An 18,502-nucleotide genomic window follows, 5' to 3' on the forward strand; every position below is an offset into this window, starting at 1 on the left:
TGCGTCGGACAGGTGTGACTTGGCGGTTGCATCAGTTCGATTCGCCGTCTGGGGTGGGAATCCCTAGCATTTCGCACGTATCTCACCCAAGAAATCCTTATTTTACTTGGGTTTGCAGCAACGTATTTCATGGCGAACTAACTAACCTCTCGCGCCGGTAGGTCGGAGCGGCGGGCGTCCCGAGAGAAGGGTGTCCCGCCGCTCTGATTTCTTCGATTCGAACATGGAACAGGGAACGTAGAGACCGAGAGGGCAACTCGGCTCCGCGGCCGACCGAATGGGACGCCGGCCGGGCCGATCCCGACCCCCTCGCCTACTGCACTTTCGCGCGGGCCGCCACCGACCAGGTCTCTACGACCCGACCCTGCCTCGTGCAGACGAGACGCTCGGCCAGATTGACGGTGGGGCAGACGTGGGCCGGGATGACGTGGACGAGGTCCCCGACGCGAAGCCGGCGGGCTTCTTCGGTGAGTTGGACTCGGCCGTGTTCCTCCCACAGCCGGTCGATCTGGCAATCCGGGTAGTCGCGGAGGGCCCCGTAGCTGTCGCCGCGGCTGCTGAAGGGTCCCCGTTCCGCCGTGAGGGCCTTGCTCCCCGCATCCAGCACGGCGACCCCGATCGACGGACGGCTGATCACCCGGGTCAACACGGTGAGGGCGCAGTCCTCGGGCGCGGCGGATCCCCAGCGGATCTGGGTCGCATCGTTGAAGACGTAGGTCCCCGGCCGGATCTCGGTGACCCCCTTCACCCGTCCGGCGCTTCTTCCGGTGGGGGTTGAGCCGACGCTGATCTCCTCGATCTCCACCCCCGCCTGCCGGAGGTGGTCCGCTTCCCTCACCATGATCTCGCCCTCCTCACGACCGGCCGCCTCGAGATCGGGCCGGTACCCGCGATAGGTGAAGATCCCGGCGATGCGGAGCCCGCGCATGCGGGACACCCGGCCGGCCAGCGTCCGCAGGTCGTCCCCCGGCAGGACACCGCACCTTTCCAGCCCGGTGTTCACCTCGAGGAGGACGTCCAGCGTCGTCCCGGCCTCGGCCGCCGCCCGCGCCAGCGGTTCGGCCCCTTCGACCGAGTCCACCCCGATCCGCACCCGGATCTCGCGGGCTAAATTGATGAGGCGAGGGAGTTTGGCGGCCCCGACCACCTCGTAGGCGAGGAAGATGTCGTGAACGCCCGCACGTGCCATGATCTCCGCCTCGCCGATCTTGGCGAGGGTCAGGCCAACCGCGCCCGCCGCGATCTGCCGCTTGGCGATCTCCACGCACTTGTGGGTCTTCCCGTGGGGACGGAGCTTGACCCCAGCCTCCCGTGCAAATGCCGCCCAGCGGGAAATGTTCCGTTCCAAGCGGTCGAGGTCCACGATCAGTGCCGGGGTGTCCAAGGCGTCCAGCGCCTCGGCCCTCTGCAGCGCCTGTTCCGGTTCGAGTTTCCGCGCCATCTGCATCCTCCCCGCTGTGCGGCGGCCTTCTTGACGCGCCCCCGTCCAAGGAAAGATTCTGTCGGGGGCGGGTCAATCCCTACGATCTGGGAAGTGATGGACGGTCCGGGACGCTCCGCCGCCCCACCCCCTGGGCCCCGCGCCGTCGAGAGGTCTCCACCGCACCGCAGCGTACTAGGTGGTTGGATGCAGAGTGGGTCCTGCGCTAATGAGGGTCGGGCGGGAGGGATGGAGATGGCAACGCACAAGGTGGCGGTGATCACCGGTGCCGGCCGGGGGATGGGGGCCGCCGCCGCCGCCGAACTCGCCGGGCGCGGGTATCGGCTGGCCGTCATGTCCCCTTCCGGCGCCCCGGAGGTGGCGAAAGCGCATCAGGCCTTGGGTGTGGCGGGTTCGGTGTCGATCCCCGCGGACCTGGACCGGCTGGTCGACGCCACCTTGGTGCGCTACGGTCGAATCGACGCGGTCGTCAACTCCACCGGCCATCCGCCCCGCGGCAAGCTGCTGGAGCTCTCCGATGCCGATTGGCTCGCCGGGGTGGACCTGCTGCTGCTGAACGTCGTGCGGATGGCGCGCCTCGTCACCCCGGTATTCCTGCGCCAGGGGAGCGGGAGCATCGTCAACGTGTCAACGTTTTCGGCGTTTGAGCCGAGCCTCGCATTTCCGGTGTCCTCCGCGCTGCGGGCCGCGCTGGCCGGATTCACCAAGCTGTACGCGGACGAATACGCGTCCCGCAACATCCGGATGAACAACATCCTGCCGGGGTTCGTCGAAAGCTATCCTGTGGATGCCGACACCGTGCGGCAGATCCCGATGGGCCGCGCCGGGAAGCTGGGGGAAATCGCCACCACCATCGCCTTCTTGTTGTCGGACGAAGCCGGCTACATCACCGGCCAGAACCTCCGGGTCGATGGGGGCCTCACCAGATCGGTGTAAGCCGAGGACGGCCGCCGGCACGCGGTGGGGAGCGTGGGCGACGATGGCGGGGCTCACCCGATCACGCCTCTGCGCCGCAGATCGTCGATTCGACCTTCATCGTAACCCAGGCCGGTGAGGACCTCACGAGAGTGCTGTCCCAGATCGGGCGGGGCGCCGCAATTGGCCGCCCGTTCCCCGTCAATCGCGACCGGGAGATCGATGAGCTTCAGGCCGTCGATGTCGGGATGCACCACCGGCATCAGCAGCCGCAGCGCCTCGATCTGTGGATCGACGGCGACGTCATCCAACGTCCTGATCCGGCTGCACGGGATCCGCTGCGCCAGCAGGATTTCCTCCCACCGCGCGGCCGTGTTCGTGTGCAGGCGGGCTTCCAGAGCCTCGTGCAGCACCTCGCGGTTGGCGATGCGCGCCGCGTTGGTGCGAAACCGTTGATCGTCCTCGAGGCCCGTCAGCTCGAGTGCGCGGCACAGCCGAGCAAAGATCTGGTCGTTGGGGGCCGCCAGCTGCAGAAAGCCGTCCTGTGTGGCGAAGGCCTCGTACGGGGCGATCATCGGCGATCGGGAACCCATCCGGCGGGGGATCTTGCCCGTGGCCAGGTACCCCGGCAGATGATATCCGATCCAGGCCACCCCGACTTCGAGCAGGCTCGTGTCCACCCGGCTTCCGCGCCCGGTGCGCTGCCGCTGATAGAGGGCGCCGAGGATCCCGAGCGCCCCCCATATGCCTGCCCCCATGTCGACGACGGAGGGGCCGACGCGGACCGGGGGACCGGTGGCTTCCCCGGTCATGCTCATGATGCCGGAGTACGCTTGGATGATGGGGTCGTAGGCGGGTCGGTCTCGGTGCGGCCCCCGGGTGCCGAAACCGGTAATCGAACAGTAGATCACGCGGGGGTTGTCGGCCGAGACCTGCTCGTACCCCAACCCCCGTTTCGAGAGGCTCCCAACCCTGAAGCTCTCGACGAGCACGTCGGCCCGCGCGGCCAGGCGGCGGACGATGGCCGTGCCGTCCGCATCATCCAGGTTCACGGCGACGCTCTTTTTGTTCCGGTTGAGGCCGAGATAGGTGGTGCTGTGTCCGTTCCACGCCGGCGGCCGCCACTCCCGGGTATCGTCCCCACCCCCCGGGCGTTCGATCTTGATCACCTCGGCTCCGAGATCGCCGAGGATCATCGTGCAGTACGGTCCGGCGACGTTCCTGGTCAGGTCGAGGATGCTGAGCCCGTCGAGGATGCCGGCCACGAGCCTACCCCGCGGCGTTGGGGTGCGGCCGGCTGCGGAGGGGAGAGGTGCCGCGCTTGTATGCCATCACCGTCCGCTCGTATTCGATCACCACCGTCCCATCCTGTGTGTACCCGCGTGTCCGAAACCGGACGATCCCCACGTTGGGGCGGGACTGGGATTCGCGCTTCTCTAAGACTTCGCTCTCCGCGTAGAGCGTGTCCCCCACGAAGACCGGGTGGGGGAGCCGAACGCGATCCCAACCCAAATTGGCGAAGGCGTTCTCGCTGATGTCGATGACCGACATGCCGGTCACCAACGCCAGGGTGAACGTGCTGTTCACCAGGGGTTTGCCGAACTCGGTCTGCGCGGCGTAGGCGTAGTCGAAATGCACGCGGTTGGTGTTGAGCGTGAGGTGGGTGAACCAGATGTTGTCGGCGTCGGTGATCGTCCGTCCGTAGGGGTGCTCGTAGACGTCGCCGACGTGGAAGTCCTCGTAGTACCGCCCCTCGCGCATCGACCGATCGGGCATCGCCCCTCCCCCTGGGCCTCCTCAGTAGGAACGCGGCAGGCCCAGCACGTGCTGCGCCAGATAGGCGAGCACCAAATTGTTGCTCACCGGCGCGATCGTGTACAGCCTGGTTTCCCGGAACTTCCGCTCCACGTCGTAGTCGGCGGCAAAGCCGTACCCGCCGTGGGCATCCAGGCAGGCGTTGGCCGCCTCCCAAGCGGCGTCCGCGGCGAGCAGCTTGGCCATGTTGGCCTGCGGGCCGCACGGCGCGCCGCGTTCGAACAGCCACGCCGCCTGGAACCGTACCAGGTTAGCGGCCTCCAGGTGCGCGTGGGCCAGGGCCAGAGGGAACTGGACGCCCTGGTTGGCGCCGATCGGCCGTCCGAAGACGACTCGCTCGCGCGCGTACTTGCTCGCCCGCTCGATAAACCACCGCCCGTCGCCGATGGATTCTGCGGCGATCAGGATGCGTTCCGCGTTCCACCCGTCGATGATGTAGCGAAATCCCATCCCCTCCTCGCCGATCAGGTTGGCAGCGGGGACCTCTAGGTCGCTGATGAACAGCTCGGTGGAGTGATGGTTCATCATCGTCCGGATTGGTTTGATCTGGATCGTCCCCCTTCCCACCGCCTCGCGGAGGTCCACCAGAAAGACGGACAATCCCCTGGTTTTGTCCTTGAGCTCGTCGTACGGGGTCGTGCGGGCCAGCAACAGCATAAGATCCGACTGCTGTGCCCGCGAGATGAAGACCTTCTGCCCGTTCACCACGTACCGGTCGCCCCGCCGTACGGCGGTGGTTTGGGTCCGCGTGGTCTCGGAGCCGGCCCCCGGCTCGGTCACGCCGAACGCCTGGAGCCGGAGCTCCCCGGAGGCGATCTTGGGCAGCCAGCGGCGTTTCTGTTCGCCGTCCCCGTGCCGGAGCAGCGTCCCCATGATGTACATCTGTGCATGGCACGCCGCGGCGTTGCCGCCGGAGTGGTTGATCTCCTCGAGGATCAGCGAAGCTTCCAGCATCCCCAGGCCGGTTCCGCCATACTCCTCGGGGATGAGCGCTGCCAACCAGCCTCCCTGCACCAGCGCCTGCACAAACGCGTCCGGATACCCCGCCGTGCGGTCCAGCTCGCGCCAGTAGCCGTCGGGGAACCGCTGGCAGAGATCGCCGATCGCCTGACGGATCAACTTCTGTTCTTCGGTCAGGTCGAAATCCATCCCGCCGTCATCCCCCTCCTTGGTCAGCGCGGTTAACGGTGGATCGGCGACCCGCCCCGCCGCGCCGCAGGGTCCTCCCCCATGCGGTCGCGGCCGGACGGACCGCGGTCGCCCACGTCCGGTCGGTCCCGGTGGTGGGGTCCGGGTCGGCTGGGGAACGACGTATGCGCTCGATCGATGTCGCTGGTTCGGCCAGATCCGGGTGTGTTTCTCGATCGACCCGCCCGCCGCCTCCGCTAGCGCGGTCCTCGAAGTGCGGCGGCGATCCGTTCGGGAGTGAGCGGCATGTCGAGGTGGCGGACCCCGAGATGGCTGAGCGCGTCCACGACCGCGTTCACCACCGCGGGGGTGGAGCCGATCGTGGCGGCTTCGCCGATGCCCTTCGCCCCCAGCGGGTTCCTCGGCGTGGGGGTCACCGACACCCCCCGTTCCATCCGCGGAACCAGATGGGCCTGCGGGATTCCGTACTCCGAGAGCGTTCGGGTGAGCAGGGTTCCGTGTTCGTCGTAGCTCACCGCCTCCAGCAACGCCTGGCTGGCCCCCTGGACGATCCCGCCGTGGACCTGACCGTCCACGAGGAGCGGGTTGATCACCCGGCCGCAGTCGTCAACCGCCACGTACCGGACGATCCGGACCTGCCCGGTCTCGCGGTCGATCTCGACGACGCAGAGGTGGCTGCCGAACGGGAACGTCGTGCCCTGGGATTTGAACCGGCTCGTCGCCTCAAGCCCCGGTGCCTGCCCCTCCGGGAGATGACTGGCGTCGTAGGCAGCCACCGCCACCTCCGCGATCGAGATCGCGCGCCCCGGCGTTCCGCGCACCGTGACCCGAGCGTCGGCCAGGGACAGGTCCGCAGGCGAGGCCTCGAGGAGGTTCGCGGCGACCCCCAGGATCTGGGTGCGGACGTCCTGTGCCGCCAGGTAGACGGCGGATCCCCCCAGCGACATGCTGCGGCTCCCGCTCGTCCCGCCCCCGTACTGGACCAGGAGTGTGTCCCCGAACACGACGGAGATGTCCTCGATGGGGATCGTCAGGGTGTCGGCGACGATCTGCGCGAACCCGGTGGCGTCTCCCTGCCCGTGCGGGGACGTTCCGGTGACCACCGTCGCGGTGGCATCCTTGTTGACCCGCACCGTGCCGAGCTCCCACGGACCGAAGCCGCAGATCTCCACGTAGCTGGAGAGGCCGATGCCGACGATCTTTCCGCCGCGTCGTGCGGTTTCTTGGTGGGCGCGCAGCGCGGGGTAGTCCGCCAGCCGCACGACCTCATCGAGGGGCTTCGCATAGTCGCCCGAGTCGTACTCCGCCCCGCTGGCCGCTTTGAATGGGAACCGGGACGGCCGGATGAAATTCCGCCGGCGCACCTCCACCGGGTCGACGCCCGCTTCGTCGGCCACCAGGTCCATCACCCGCTCCAGATAGTAGGTGGCCTCCGGCCGGCCGGCGCCCCGGTAGGCGCCGGTGGGGCAGGTGTTGGTGTAGAGGGCGATGAGTTCACAGCGCAGCGCCGGGATGTCGTACGGACCCTGGATCATCAGAGGGGTGAGGGTCGGGACGATCGCCGTCGTGTAAACCAAATAGGCGCCGAGATCGGCGATGACGCGCGACCGCATCCCGCGGATGCGTCCGTCCTTTTCCGCGGCCACCTCGACCTCGATGACCTGGCCGCGGCCGTGGGTGGTGGTCAGGAGGTTTTCCTGGCGGGTCTCCACCCATTTCACCGGGCGGTGCAGCCGCTGAGCGAGGTGCGAGACCACGACGTCTTCCGGATAGGTATTGAGCTTGGCGCCGAAGCCGCCCCCAACGTCCGGGGTGATCACCCGGATCCGCCGGGCCTCCAGACCGAGGACCTGGCTCAGCCCATCGCGGATCGAGTGCGCTTCCTGCGTCGAGGTCCAGACCGTGAGGAGGCCCTGCCCTTGGCTGCCGTCGTACATCGCCAGGGTGCCTCGGGGCTCCAGCGACACGGGAGCCACCCGCTGGTTGACCATGCGCTGGCGCACGGTCACGGGCGCGTTACGGAACGCGGCGTCGAGGTCGCCCTGCTCGACCGTGTTCGTGTAGGCGACGTTGGTGTCCCACCCGGCGTGGGCAAACGGTCCCCCGGCGGCCGCCCGTTCAAGATCCACGGCGGCGGGAAGGGGATCGTAGTCGATCTTCACCAGGTCCGCGGCGTCCCGTGCGATGTCGGCGGCCTCGGCGACGATCACGGCCACCGGCTCGCCGGCGTACCGGACTTCACCGACGGCGAGCGGGAGGTGATCGGCGCTGCGCATTCCTCGGACCGGGATCACCGGGAGCGGTTTCTGGATCTCCGGGACGTCCGCAGCGGCGAGCGCGGCGACCACCCCGGGGTACGCCCGGGCCGCGTGGAGATCGAGCGCGCGAATCCGGGCATGCCCGTAAGGGCTCCGCACGAAGACGGCGTGCAGCAGGCCGGCGATCTGGAGATCGTCGAGGAAGGCGCCCTCACCGCGGATGAGCTTGGGGTCCTCGATGCGCTTCACCCGGGCGCCGACGTAGCGGGATACGGCCATAGGTTACACCGTCCTGGCGATGATGTGGTGGGACGGACAGGTCTTCGACCGGCTTGGAGGCCGCCCCTGCCGTGGAGCGGCGCAAAGGCTCACCGCGAACGCGGGGAGCGCGGCGGGACGGGGACGACCCGGTCGGTTACTGGGGGGTGCCGGAGGGCTCTAGGCTGAGCGGAAGCCAGGCCTCGACGATCGTGCCGCCCTCTTGTCCAGGGCGCGCATCGAAGCGGCCGCCGAGTTCACGGATGCGGGCGCGGAGAAGGCGCAGGCCCATCCGCGTCCCATTTGGATCGGGGTCGGGGGCCGAGGGAGGCCGGTGCCCCCCGTCGTCGCTGAGGGTCAGCAGCATGCCGCCATCGTGCGGGTGGCAGCTGATGGAGACCTGGGTCGCGTCCCCGTGCTTCCAAGCGTTGACGATCCCCTCGCCGACGACATGCGCCGCGGCATCAAGTGCCTCCTCAGAAAACTGCGCCGGATCCTCCGCCTCGTCCGACAGCGCAATGTGAACACGCACCCCCGTCATCTTGCTCCAGCGTTCCCCCGCTTGGCGCATCCGGCTGCCCAGCGAATCGGGTCCCGGCCGCACCCGGTCCGCCAGCACCTCGCGCATCGCCCGGATCACCTGGCCGGTGAGGGCGATCGCTTCGTCGAGTGCTTCCGCCGCGCGGGGATCGCCGACGAACTGCCGGCTCGCCCGGAGTCGGATCTTGGCGGCCGTGGCCGCCTGCAGGGGTCCGTCGTGGAGGATCTCGATGAGACGGCGCCGCTCGACGGCGTGAGCTTCGTCGCGCAACCAGCGGAAACACAGTCGAGCGGCGACCCGCGGCATGAGTGCGGTGAGGCCGGGGATGACCCGGTCCATGACCCGACGATCGTTCGTCGTCACGATAATCTGCGCGGCGGACATCTTTCCCAGACGAAGGTTGCCCCGGGCCTCGCCCTTCGTCCCGTCGCGCCCGGCGGAAACCGCAGCGGCCGTCGAGGGATCCGCTTTGAAAAACTCATCCCGCTCGCCGGCCGGGAGGTTGAGCCAGTGGCCGACGACCCGCCGCCAGTTCGGCGCCAATTTGATCACGCAGCGATCGGCCCCGGTTGCGTGAAGGAACGCGGTCCGCAGATCGTGCAGATCATCGTCCGGGCCGGCGGCGGCATCCACCTGCACGGGCGCGGCCGGCCGCGGCTGCTCCCGGAGGCCGGCGATCCCCATCCCGGCGTCCCACGGCTCGCTCGGACGCACCGCTTCTCCGCTCGACGGGGTCATCCGTCGGCGCTTGGGGGTCCGCCCCACGCGACCCCGCGGCACCCCGCCCGCACCGCTACTTTCCGCGAGTCCCATCGGCCGTCGGGAGAGGTATGTCGTTTAGGGTCATCCGAACCGGGATGTCATATCGGGTGCGGGTGTGGAGGCTCAAATGCGTCTGGGTGATCCGTCGTTCTGTCAAGGCGCTTCTTCCCTCGAATGCTGCGGCTCGACCCGCCGCCGACCGGACGCGATGGCTCATCAGGGACCCCGGAAGCTTCCCCGTTCTCCTTTAAATGGTGCCCCGAATCGACCGGCCGCAGACCGGGGGACCGAGCCGCCCGGCGGCCGGTCATGTGTTCGACACGGAGAATCCATCCGTTCGGGGGGTGGCAAGGGATCGGCCAAAACCGGATGATATCCTTGGCGTATGGTACGTGTGCAGCTCCAAGGAATTCCGGCTCCACGACCCCGGACACGCGGCGGGAGCGGACCGGCATGAGCGATACGCCGACGACCGTTCGGGACCTCATGGCGCCGGCGCCCGATCCGATCCGCGTTTCGACGACGGTGGGAGCGGCGATCGACCTGATCCGAGCGGGCAGCCTGGCCGGCCTCCCGGTGGTGGAAGGCGATCGCGTCGTTGGGTTTGTTACCCCTGTCCAGTTGCTCCGCCAGCCGCTCTACCGGATGGTGGCGGAGATCATGATCACCGACCTGACGCCCGCCACCCCAGAACTGCCCCTGTCGTACGCGTACAACCTGCTCACCCGCCAGCAGGTAGAGGTCCTCCCCGTGGTCGAGGAGGGGCGGCTGGTCGGGCTGCTCTCGCTGATGGCCATTCTCGAGGCCAGAAACCAGGAGCGGGATCCGCTCACCGGCCTGCCTTGGGCCGCTGGGCTGCGGAGTTGGACCATGGCCGCGCTCGGCCGCGGCGAAGAGGTGGTGATCCTGTTCGTCGATATGGACAACTTCCGGATCGTCAACAAGGCCCTCGGGCACGTCGTCGGAGACGACATCGTCCGATCGGTGGCCTACCTGCTCGGCACCTGCGTGGACCGATCAACCGACTTTCTGTGTCGGTACGCCGGCGACGAATTCGCCATCGCCACGATCCGGAGGAGCGAGGACGCGCGGGCCCTGGCGCAGCGGCTGCGGGAGACCATCAGCCTCCCGGTGGAGATCGAGGGACGTGAGGAGCGGGTCACCGCGAGCGTGGGGCTGGCGGGGGGTCGCCGTGTAGAGCCGCGGACCGCCGCACACATCGCCTCGACGGTGGAGGACCTAATCACGCTGGCCAGCCGGGGATCCACGCTGGCGAAGGAATCCGGCAAGGGCATCATCCACCACAGTCGAAGCGGGGAGGAACGCGCCCTGCGCGCGGCCGGCCGGCGGGCCCCCGTCGTCGACGCGCGGTTTCGGATGGAGACCGCGGCCGTCACCACGGAGGCGCACCAGAGCACCGCTGTGGTGGGGCTAGGTCTGGGGAGCCGCACGGTCCGCGGAACGGCATCGGCTCGAGTTGTCGGACGCGGAGTGCCCTTTCTCGTGGCGGAGGCCACGCTGGGGGGGGTCGCGCAGGTGATCGGGGCCGAGTTCGGATTTCTGCTGGAGGATCTCTCCCTGTTGCCGTCCGAGGGCGAGACGGTCGCCGTGGCGATCCTGGCCGCGGGCGCCGCCTCGGCGGAGCGGTTGGTGGGGAGCGCCCGGGCCGCCGATCCGCATGTAGCCGTGGCGCGGGCGGTGCTGAACGCGCTCAACCGCCGCATCGGCCGCATGCTGGCCGACGCGCTCCGCGCCGGGCCGCCGCCCGACGGCAGCGTCCCCCAAGCGGTGGACCCCGCGGTCTTGTCAGGCGAGCGCGTTCCCCAGTCCTAACGCCGTCCGCCCGCGCCGGGAACCTCCCAGCGGCCCCGCGGGGACGGAGGCGAGGCCCGCTAGACCGTGCGGATCCGCGGGTCGAGAAGATCGCGCAGGCCGTCCCCCAGGAGGTTGAATCCGAGAACGGTCAGGGCGATCGCCACTCCAGGAAAGATCGCGATCCAAGGGTCGATCAACATGTACTGCCGCGCCGCGCTCAGCATCAGCCCCCACGACGCCGTGGGGGGTTGGGTGCCCAGGCCGAGGAAGCTCAGCGCCGCCTCCGTGAGGATCGCGGTCGACAGCGAGACCGTGGTTTGGACGATCAAGGGAGCGGAGATGTTCGGCAGAACGTGCCGGAGCATGATCTTCCAGTTGGGGACCCCCACCGCGCGCGCGGCCTCGATGTACGCGAGGTTCACCACGGCCAGGGTCGGCCCCCGCGCGATCCGGGCAAAGGTCGGCGCATAGACGATGCCGATCGCGATCATGGCGTTCGTGAGGCTGGGCCGGAGGATGCTCGTGATGGCGATCGCCAGGACGATCGCCGGGAGCGAGAACAGGACGTCCATCACCCGCATCAGGGCGTTGTCGACCCACCCCCCGTAGAACCCCGCCAGGATCCCCGAGGTCGCTCCGCCGGCGAGGGCAATGGACACGGCCAGGATCCCGACGTACAGCGACACCTGCGCTCCGAAGATCAGCCGGCTCAGTTCGTCCCGTCCCAGTTCATCCGTGCCGGCGAGAAACCCGGGCCCCGGCCGCAGCAGCGGTTGGGCGATCTGGGCGACCGGACTGTACGGCGCAATGAATTGCGCGGCGAGCGCCAAGAGGACGACCACGACGATGAGGACGGCGCCGATCGCCACGACGGGGCTGCGCCGCACCAGACGCCCCACTCCTCCCGACCGCGCCCGCATCGTGGGGGGCAGCGCGGGCGGCCGCAACGACTCCCCGAGTCCCAGCTCCGCCCTATCCATGTGCGGACCAGTCTCGTCGGCGCGCGGTCACGCCCCGCCGATCACTCATAGCGAATCCGCGGGTCGAGGTACAAGTAAGTGAGATCGACCAAAAGATTGGTGATGACGAAGGTGGCGGCGAACAGCATCACCGCCCCCTGTACCACGGGGTAGTCGCGCTGGTACACGCCGTTGAGGAGCGTCCACCCCAACCCCGGGAGCCCGAAGATCTGTTCGGTGATCACCGTTCCCCCGAGCAAGAACCCCATCTGCAGCCCGAGGACGGTGATGATGGGGATGAGCGCGTTGCGGAGCGCGTGCCGCAGGAGGACGACGCTGCCGGCCAGTCCCTTCGCCCGCGCCACCTTGACGTATTCCTGGCCGAGGACCTCGAGCATCGACGATCGGGTCATCCGGACGACGACCGCGGCGAGCCCGAGCGCCAGCGAGAGGACCGGCAGAAACATCTGCTGCAGGTTGACCCCAAGGTCTTGCCAGGGCGGGACAAAGATCAGAGCCGGCAGCCAGTGAAAGGCAAACGACGCGACGATGATCAGGACGACGGCGATCCAGAAATTTGGGATCGACAGCCCGAGCAGCCCAACGATCTGGAACAACATCTTCAGCCGCGCGCTGCGGGTGATGCTGGCGACGATTCCGAGCGGGAGGCCGAAGACGGTGACGCAGACCACCGTGAGCGTCGCGAGTTCGATCGTAATCGGCAGCCGGGAAATCAGGAGGCCGGCGACGGGCTGGCTGGTGCGGAACGACCATCCGAGGTTTCCGTGGAGCATGCTCCAGACCCACAGCGCGTACTGGATCGGGAGCGGCTTGTCCAGGCCGAAGGTGTGCAGCATGGCCCGCTGCTGCTCCGCGCTGAGCTGTCCTTCGGTTCCGGCCATGATCTCGACGATCGTGCCCGGGAGCAGCCGGATCAGGATGAAGATGAGCAGCGAGACTCCCAGCAGCGCCGCGGTCGTCCACAGCAGGCGTCGGAGGAGATACCGCATCGCCGCTCCGGCGGGCTACACGGTGCGGCGAACGCGCCACACCGTCTCCGGCCGCGCCCGGCACCGCGCGCTCAGCCGACCGCCCGAACCTGCCGGAGAAGGCGGTGGCGCCCCGCGATCGGTGAGGGCCTCCGGCGCGGCCGGCCCTCTAGCCGAGCCACGCCTTCTTCAGGAAGATGCGCCGCCCGGTGAACGATTGGGCGTACCCCTGCAGCTTGGTGGACAGCGCTTCAATGTTGAACTTCGCGTACCACCACCAGTTGGGCGACTCGTCGAGCAGGGTGCGCTGAATCTCGACGTAGAGGCTCCGGCGCTGATCGTGATTGAAGATCGACCGGGCCTGCTGCATCAGGGGATCCAGCTTCGCGTTCCGGTACCCCCCATCGTTGATCGTCCCCGCCGAATCGAAGTACGGGTAGATGTACCCGTCCGGATCGGGGCGGAAGGTGTTGGCCGAGGCGAAGAGCTCTCCGCCCTCCTTCCCGCCGGTCTTGAGCTCGGTGTTGTGGTCGCTGACGAACGTCCCCCATTCTTGCTGCACCACCTGCACGTCGATCCCCAGCTTCTTGAGGGAGTTCTGCACGACCAGCGTGGTGGCGACAAACTCGGGGTACTGGGGGGAGCATTTGATCTCGATTTTGAACCCACCGTTGGGGTACCCGGCCTCGGCCAGGAGTTTCTTGGCGCCCTCGACATCCGGTTTGTTAAAGGGCAAGAGCTTCGGGTCGAGGTACCAGTCCCCGTACCCGGTGGGCACCGGGCCCGAGGGCACCCCCGCGCCGTAGACGGCCTTTTGGATCACCTCGCTCGTGTCCACCGCCATCCGCATCGCCCGACGGACGCGGGCATCGTTGAGGGGTTTCTGCGACACGTTGATGTAGTGGAGCGACACCCAGGCGTTGGGGCTCTTGAGGACCGTGATCCCCGGGGCGCCTTTGAGCTGCGCTTCCCCCTGCGCGGTGACCGCCGCGTACTGCACCTGGCCGGCGCGCAGCGCCGCAAGGCGCGCGTTCTCCTCGGTCAGAATCTTGAACGTCATGCCGTCGAGGTACGGCAGCGGCTTGTCCCAGTAATCCGTGTGGCGCGCGTACGTGATGTGGTCCTGCGGGACGAACTCGACCAGCTTGAACGGCCCCGTGCCGATCGCCTTGATCTTGAGGTTCTCCCGTTCGGCGAGGCCCTTGGGCATGATCCCCGATGCGCGCATCCCGGCAAACGACCCCAGCAGGCCGGGATAGGGGTCCTTCATCGCGATCTGGATGGTGAGGGGGTCGACGATTTTCACCTCTTGGACCGAATCGAACCAGCTCTTCCACGGGGAGGCGGTCTTTGGATCCAGTACGCGATCGATGCTGTATTTTACGTCCTCCGAGGTCATCGTTTGGCCGTTGTGAAACTTCACGTTGGGGCGGAGGTGGAAGACATAGGTCTTCCCGCCGTTTTGGACCTCCCACTTCTGGGCCAGCGCGGGGATGATCGTGGTCTTCTCGTCGTACCCGGTGAGGCTCTCGTAGATGTGCTCGTAGCCCTGCACCGCCGAGAAGTTGGAGTTGGTGTGCGGATCCAAGCTCACCGGGTCGACCTCTTGGGCGGCGACGAGCATCCCCCCCTGCTTCGGCTGCGCGGCCGCACGCGCGGTGGGGAGCGCCAGGCGGCCGGCCCCCAGGGCGTTCAACCCGGCCAGCCCCCCGCCCAACGCCAGGCTGGTCCCCAGAAGCTGACGGCGGCTCCACTCGCCCCGATGCCCGCTCCGACCCTCTGTGTCGTCCATGGTTGACGCCTCCTCCGGGGGGCCCCTGGGTTGCCCGGTGCACGCCCGGTGTGATGCGGTGTAGGGTTCCATGGGCCGGGAAGGCGTTCCTCCCCGTTTCGCCCCTGGGGGGTCCCGACCCGCGGACGAGGAGAAGGAAACCGCGCCACAGAAGACCGGACCCCCATATGACCCCACCCCCCTCGGCCGTGGAGATGCGGGGGATCACGAAGCGGTTCCCCGGGTTGATCGCCAACGACGGCGTGAACTTTGAGCTCGCCCGCGGGGAGATTCACGCCCTGCTCGGCGAGAACGGGGCGGGCAAGTCCACCTTGATGAAGATCCTCTACGGGTTTTACCAACCGGACGAGGGGGAGGTGCGCATCCGGGGGATGCCGGTGCGGTTTCGATCCCCGCGCGACGCCCTGGCGAGCGGGCTCGGGATGGTCTTCCAGCAGTTCATGCTCGTTCCGTCCCTTTCGGTGACGGAAAACGTTCTGCTCAGCCTCCCCCGATCGGGGGTCCGCCTCGACCGGGGGGAGGCCTCCTCTCGGATCAGGGCCCTCGCCGTCCGATATGGGATGGCGGTCGAGCCGGCCGCGCGCGTCTGGCAGCTGAGCGTGGGGGAGCAGCAACGCGTCGAGATCCTCAAACTGCTGGCGCGCGGGGCCGAGATCTTGATTCTCGACGAGCCCACCGCGGTGCTCACCCCTCAGGTGGCGCGCGATCTCTTCTCGACGCTGCGCCGCTTGGCCGCCGAGGGCCGGGCGGTCGTCATCATCACCCACAAGCTCTCGGAGGTGATGGCGGTGGCCGATCGGGTCACGGTGCTGCGGGGCGGACGGCACGTCGCCACGGTGGAAACCGCCCGGACCACCCCCCGGGCGCTGGCGCGGATGATGGTCGGGCGTGAGTCGTTCGATCAGCTGACGCGCGATGCCGTCCCGGTCGGTCCAGAAGTGCTGGCGGTCGAAGACCTCCGGGGGCTGAACGACCGCGCGCTCCCTGCCCTCCGCGGGATCTCCCTCGCGGTGCACGCCGGCGAGGTGGTGGGCGTCGCCGGGGTCGCGGGGAACGGGCAGCGCGAACTCGGGGAGATCGTCGCGGGGCTGCGCCGCCCGACCGGAGGGCGGGTCCGCATCGATGGGCGGGATCGAACGCACACCACCGTCCTTGAGGTGCTTCGGAGCGGCGTGGGGCACATCCCCGAGGACCGGCTGGCGATGGGCGTGGCGCCGAACCTGAGCATCGAGGACAACCTGCTGCTCAAGGACTACCGGGCCCCGGAGTTTGGCCGAGGGCCGTTTCTCGACCGGCGCGCGGTCCGACGACACGCCAGCCGGCTGATCGCGGAGTTCGGCATCCGCACCCCGGACCCGCGGAACCCCGCCCGGACGCTGTCGGGCGGGAACCTCCAGCGCCTGATCCTGGCGCGTGAGATCGCGAATCGGCCCCGGCTGATTTTGGCGTTTCACCCGACGCGCGGGTTGGACGTGGGGGCGACGGAGACCGTGCACCAGATGATCTTGTCCCAGCGCCGCGCGGGAGCGGCGGTGCTGCTGATCTCCGAGGATCTCGACGAGATCCTGCTGCTGAGCGACCGCATCGCGGTGATCTACGCCGGGGCGCTCGTCGATACCGTTCGCGCCGGCGACGTGACCGTCGAGGAGTTGGGCCTGATGATGGCGGGGGTGCGGGGCCCCGCTGTGGAGGGGGAGGGTCCATCGTGATCTCGTTGATCCCCCGCGAACGCCAGGTCGGGTGGGCGGTCTGGGCGGTGCCCGCGCTCTCGATCCTGGCGGCGTTCATCGCCGGGGGGGTCGTCCTCGGTCTGGCGGGGGTCAGCCCCCTCGTTGCGTACGGGGAGCTGCTGAGCGATCCGTTTGGCAGTGGGTTCGGCCTGACCGAAACGCTGGTGAAGGCTACCCCGCTCATCCTGGCGGGGCTGGCGGTCCTCCTCCCCGCACGGATGAAGCTGTGGAACATCGGGGCCGAAGGCCAGCTTCAACTCGGGGCGATCGGCGCGAGCTACGTGGCGCTGTTCACGCCCCTGGGGCATTCCCCGGTGGCCGTTCCCGCTGTGATCCTGGCGGGGATGGCCGCGGGGGCGGCGTGGTGCCTGGTGCCCGCCGCCCTGCGCGCGTGGCTCAACGTGAACGAGACCATCACGACCCTGCTGCTCAACTACGTCGCGCTGCTGTGGGTCGACTACCTGATCTACGGGCCGTGGAGGGATCCCGCCAACCGTGGGTTTCCGCTGTCCGCGACCTTCCCTCCCGCGGCGAGGCTCCCGGTGCTGATTCCCGGCACTCGAGTCCATCTCGGCCTGCTGCTCGCCCTGGTGGCCGCAGGGGCGGTTTGGCTGGTGCTCACCCGGACCCGCTGGGGTCTGGAGATCCGCGTGATCGGCGACAACCCGGAGGCCGCGCGGTACGCCGGGATCAGTTTGGTCCGCAACACGCTGCTGGTCATGGGCGCCGCGGGGGCGCTCGCCGGACTCGCGGGCGTGGGGGAGGCGTCGGCGATCGCCGGGCGGCTGCAGCAGGGTCTCTCTCCCGGATACGGGTACACCGCGATCATCGTGGCCTGGCTGGCGAGGCTGAACCCGGTCGCGGTGCTCCTCGTGTCGGTCCTGCTCGGGGGTCTCTTCCTCGGCGGGGACGCGCTGCAGATCTCGCTCGGGCTGCCGATCGCGATGGTCAACATGCTGCAGGGATTGATCTTCTTTTTCGTGCTGGGAGGCGACGTGCTCGTCGGCTCTCGCGTCGCCATCGGACGGCGCGGGGCGGGACGCCCCCGGCCCGGGGGATCGTGATGGGCTTGGTGACCGTGGCCGTCCTCGCCGCGGCGGTGCGGGCGGGTACGCCCGTGCTGTTCGCGACGCTGGGCGAGATCATCGCGGAGCGGGCCGGGATCCTCAACCTCGGGGTCGAGGGCATGATGCTCGTGGGGGCGCTCGCGGGGTTCATCGTCACGTCCCGCACGGGAAACCCCTGGGCCGGGGCCGCCGCCGCCGGGGCGGTCGGAGGGGGCCTCAGCCTGATTCACGCATTTCTCAGCATCACCCTCCGCGCCAATCAGGTGGCGAGCGGGTTGGCCCTCACGATCTTCGGGACCGGGCTCTCCGCGTTCTTGGGCAAGGGGTACGTCGGCGTGCCGGCCGCCGGGTTCCAGCCCGCGTCGCTTCCGCTCCTCGACCGGATCCCCGTCCTCGGCCCGGCGCTCTTTCAGCAGGACGCGCTCGTCTACCTCAGCTACGTCGTCGTCCCCGCCGCATGGTACATCCTGTACCGCACCCGGTGGGGGCTCGAGATCCGGGCGGTCGGCGAGCGCCCAGAGGCCGCCGACGCGATGGGCATCGACGTGGCCCGCACGCGGTACGCTTGTGTCGCCGTCGGGGGGATCCTGGCCGGCCTCGGCGGCACGTTTCTGTCCACCGCCTACACCAGCATGTGGATCGAGAACATGACGGCCGGGCGGGGGTGGATCGCGGTGGCGCTCGTGATCTTCGCGACCTGGGACCCTCTGCGCGCGGTCGCGGGGGCCTATCTCTTTGGGGGGGTGAACGCCCTCCAACTGCACATCCAGGCCACCGGGACCACCCTGCCCACCTACCTCCTGCTCATGACGCCGTACGTGTTCACGATCGTGGTCCTGGTCGTCGCCACCCAAGAAACGGCGCGCAAGCGCCTCGGCGCCCCCGCGGCGTTGAGTGTGCCCTACAGCCGGTCGGGGTGAGATGCGATCCCGGAGGGGCTCGGCCATCCAAACGCGAACTTCGTAGGCGTGCGGTGCCGGAGGTGCGGCATCGGGGCACGGAGTGATCTCG

14 protein-coding genes are annotated in these 18,502 nt (G+C 68.7%); 5 read left to right on the forward strand and 9 right to left on the reverse strand.

Annotated elements, in window-relative coordinates:
• Positions 1-313: 313 nt before the first annotated feature.
• Entirely contained in the window at positions 314-1,441 is a 1,128-nt protein-coding gene (locus tag VKV57_05415; protein HLW59348.1) for an alanine racemase, read from the reverse strand.
• A gap of 234 nt (positions 1,442-1,675) precedes the next feature.
• On the opposite strand from VKV57_05415, the gene VKV57_05420 reads away from it, so the two are divergent.
• Positions 1,676-2,377 carry an SDR family oxidoreductase gene (locus tag VKV57_05420; GenBank protein HLW59349.1) on the forward strand — a complete coding sequence of 234 codons (702 nt, stop codon included), beginning with the start codon at positions 1,676-1,678 and terminating at the stop codon, positions 2,375-2,377.
• Positions 2,378-2,430: 53 nt separating this feature from the next.
• On the opposite strand, the gene VKV57_05425 is transcribed toward VKV57_05420, so the two are convergent.
• The 5 genes from VKV57_05425 to VKV57_05445 form a co-directional block, all read right to left on the reverse strand.
• On the reverse strand, positions 2,431-3,621 hold the full coding sequence (locus VKV57_05425) for a CoA transferase (protein ID HLW59350.1): 1,191 nt from the start codon (positions 3,619-3,621) through the stop codon (positions 2,431-2,433).
• Positions 3,622-3,625: 4 nt separating this feature from the next.
• A complete protein-coding gene (locus tag VKV57_05430) occupies positions 3,626-4,132 on the reverse strand; it encodes a MaoC family dehydratase (protein HLW59351.1) in 507 nt (168 codons plus the stop codon).
• A gap of 21 nt (positions 4,133-4,153) precedes the next feature.
• Positions 4,154-5,320 (reverse strand): acyl-CoA dehydrogenase family protein, encoded by a 1,167-nt coding sequence (locus tag VKV57_05435; protein HLW59352.1) that lies wholly within the window; start codon positions 5,318-5,320, stop codon positions 4,154-4,156.
• A 236-nt stretch (positions 5,321-5,556) separates the two neighbouring features.
• Complete coding sequence (locus VKV57_05440; protein HLW59353.1) at positions 5,557-7,857, reverse strand: xanthine dehydrogenase family protein molybdopterin-binding subunit; 2,301 nt, start codon at positions 7,855-7,857, stop codon at positions 5,557-5,559.
• Between the two features lie 136 nt (positions 7,858-7,993).
• On the reverse strand, positions 7,994-9,157 hold the full coding sequence (locus tag VKV57_05445) for an ATP-binding protein (GenBank protein HLW59354.1): 1,164 nt from the start codon (positions 9,155-9,157) through the stop codon (positions 7,994-7,996).
• A gap of 435 nt (positions 9,158-9,592) precedes the next feature.
• Here VKV57_05445 and VKV57_05450 point away from each other — a divergent pair, with 435 nt between their 5' ends.
• Positions 9,593-10,972, forward strand: a complete 1,380-nt coding sequence (locus VKV57_05450; GenBank protein ID HLW59355.1) for a GGDEF domain-containing protein — start codon at positions 9,593-9,595, stop codon at positions 10,970-10,972.
• 59 nt (positions 10,973-11,031) lie between these two features.
• Here VKV57_05450 and VKV57_05455 read toward each other — a convergent pair whose 3' ends face one another.
• The 3 genes from VKV57_05455 to VKV57_05465 form a co-directional block, all read right to left on the reverse strand.
• On the reverse strand, positions 11,032-11,934 hold the full coding sequence (locus VKV57_05455; protein ID HLW59356.1) for an ABC transporter permease: 903 nt from the start codon (positions 11,932-11,934) through the stop codon (positions 11,032-11,034).
• A gap of 41 nt (positions 11,935-11,975) precedes the next feature.
• Positions 11,976-12,923, reverse strand: coding sequence for an ABC transporter permease (locus tag VKV57_05460; protein HLW59357.1), 948 nt, complete (start codon positions 12,921-12,923; stop codon positions 11,976-11,978).
• 148 nt (positions 12,924-13,071) lie between these two features.
• On the reverse strand, positions 13,072-14,694 hold the full coding sequence (locus VKV57_05465; GenBank protein ID HLW59358.1) for an ABC transporter substrate-binding protein: 1,623 nt from the start codon (positions 14,692-14,694) through the stop codon (positions 13,072-13,074).
• 194 nt (positions 14,695-14,888) lie between these two features.
• On the opposite strand from VKV57_05465, the gene VKV57_05470 reads away from it, so the two are divergent.
• Genes VKV57_05470 through VKV57_05480 form a run of 3 tightly spaced genes read left to right on the forward strand, consistent with a single transcriptional unit; the run spans position 14,889 to position 18,411 of the window.
• The gene (locus VKV57_05470; protein HLW59359.1) at positions 14,889-16,403 is read left to right on the forward strand and encodes an ABC transporter ATP-binding protein; all 1,515 of its coding nucleotides are present in this window, start codon (positions 14,889-14,891) and stop codon (positions 16,401-16,403) included.
• Positions 16,400-17,488, forward strand: a complete 1,089-nt coding sequence (locus VKV57_05475) for an ABC transporter permease (GenBank protein HLW59360.1) — start codon at positions 16,400-16,402, stop codon at positions 17,486-17,488. Before VKV57_05470 ends, VKV57_05475 begins: the two co-directional genes overlap by 4 nt.
• Positions 17,488-18,411, forward strand: a complete 924-nt coding sequence (locus VKV57_05480; protein HLW59361.1) for an ABC transporter permease — start codon at positions 17,488-17,490, stop codon at positions 18,409-18,411. Before VKV57_05475 ends, VKV57_05480 begins: the two co-directional genes overlap by 1 nt.
• Positions 18,412-18,502 lie beyond the last annotated feature (91 nt).

This window comes from bacterium, from assembly GCA_035307765.1.
In the GTDB taxonomy this organism is placed as follows: domain Bacteria; phylum Sysuimicrobiota; class Sysuimicrobiia; order Sysuimicrobiales; family Segetimicrobiaceae; genus Segetimicrobium.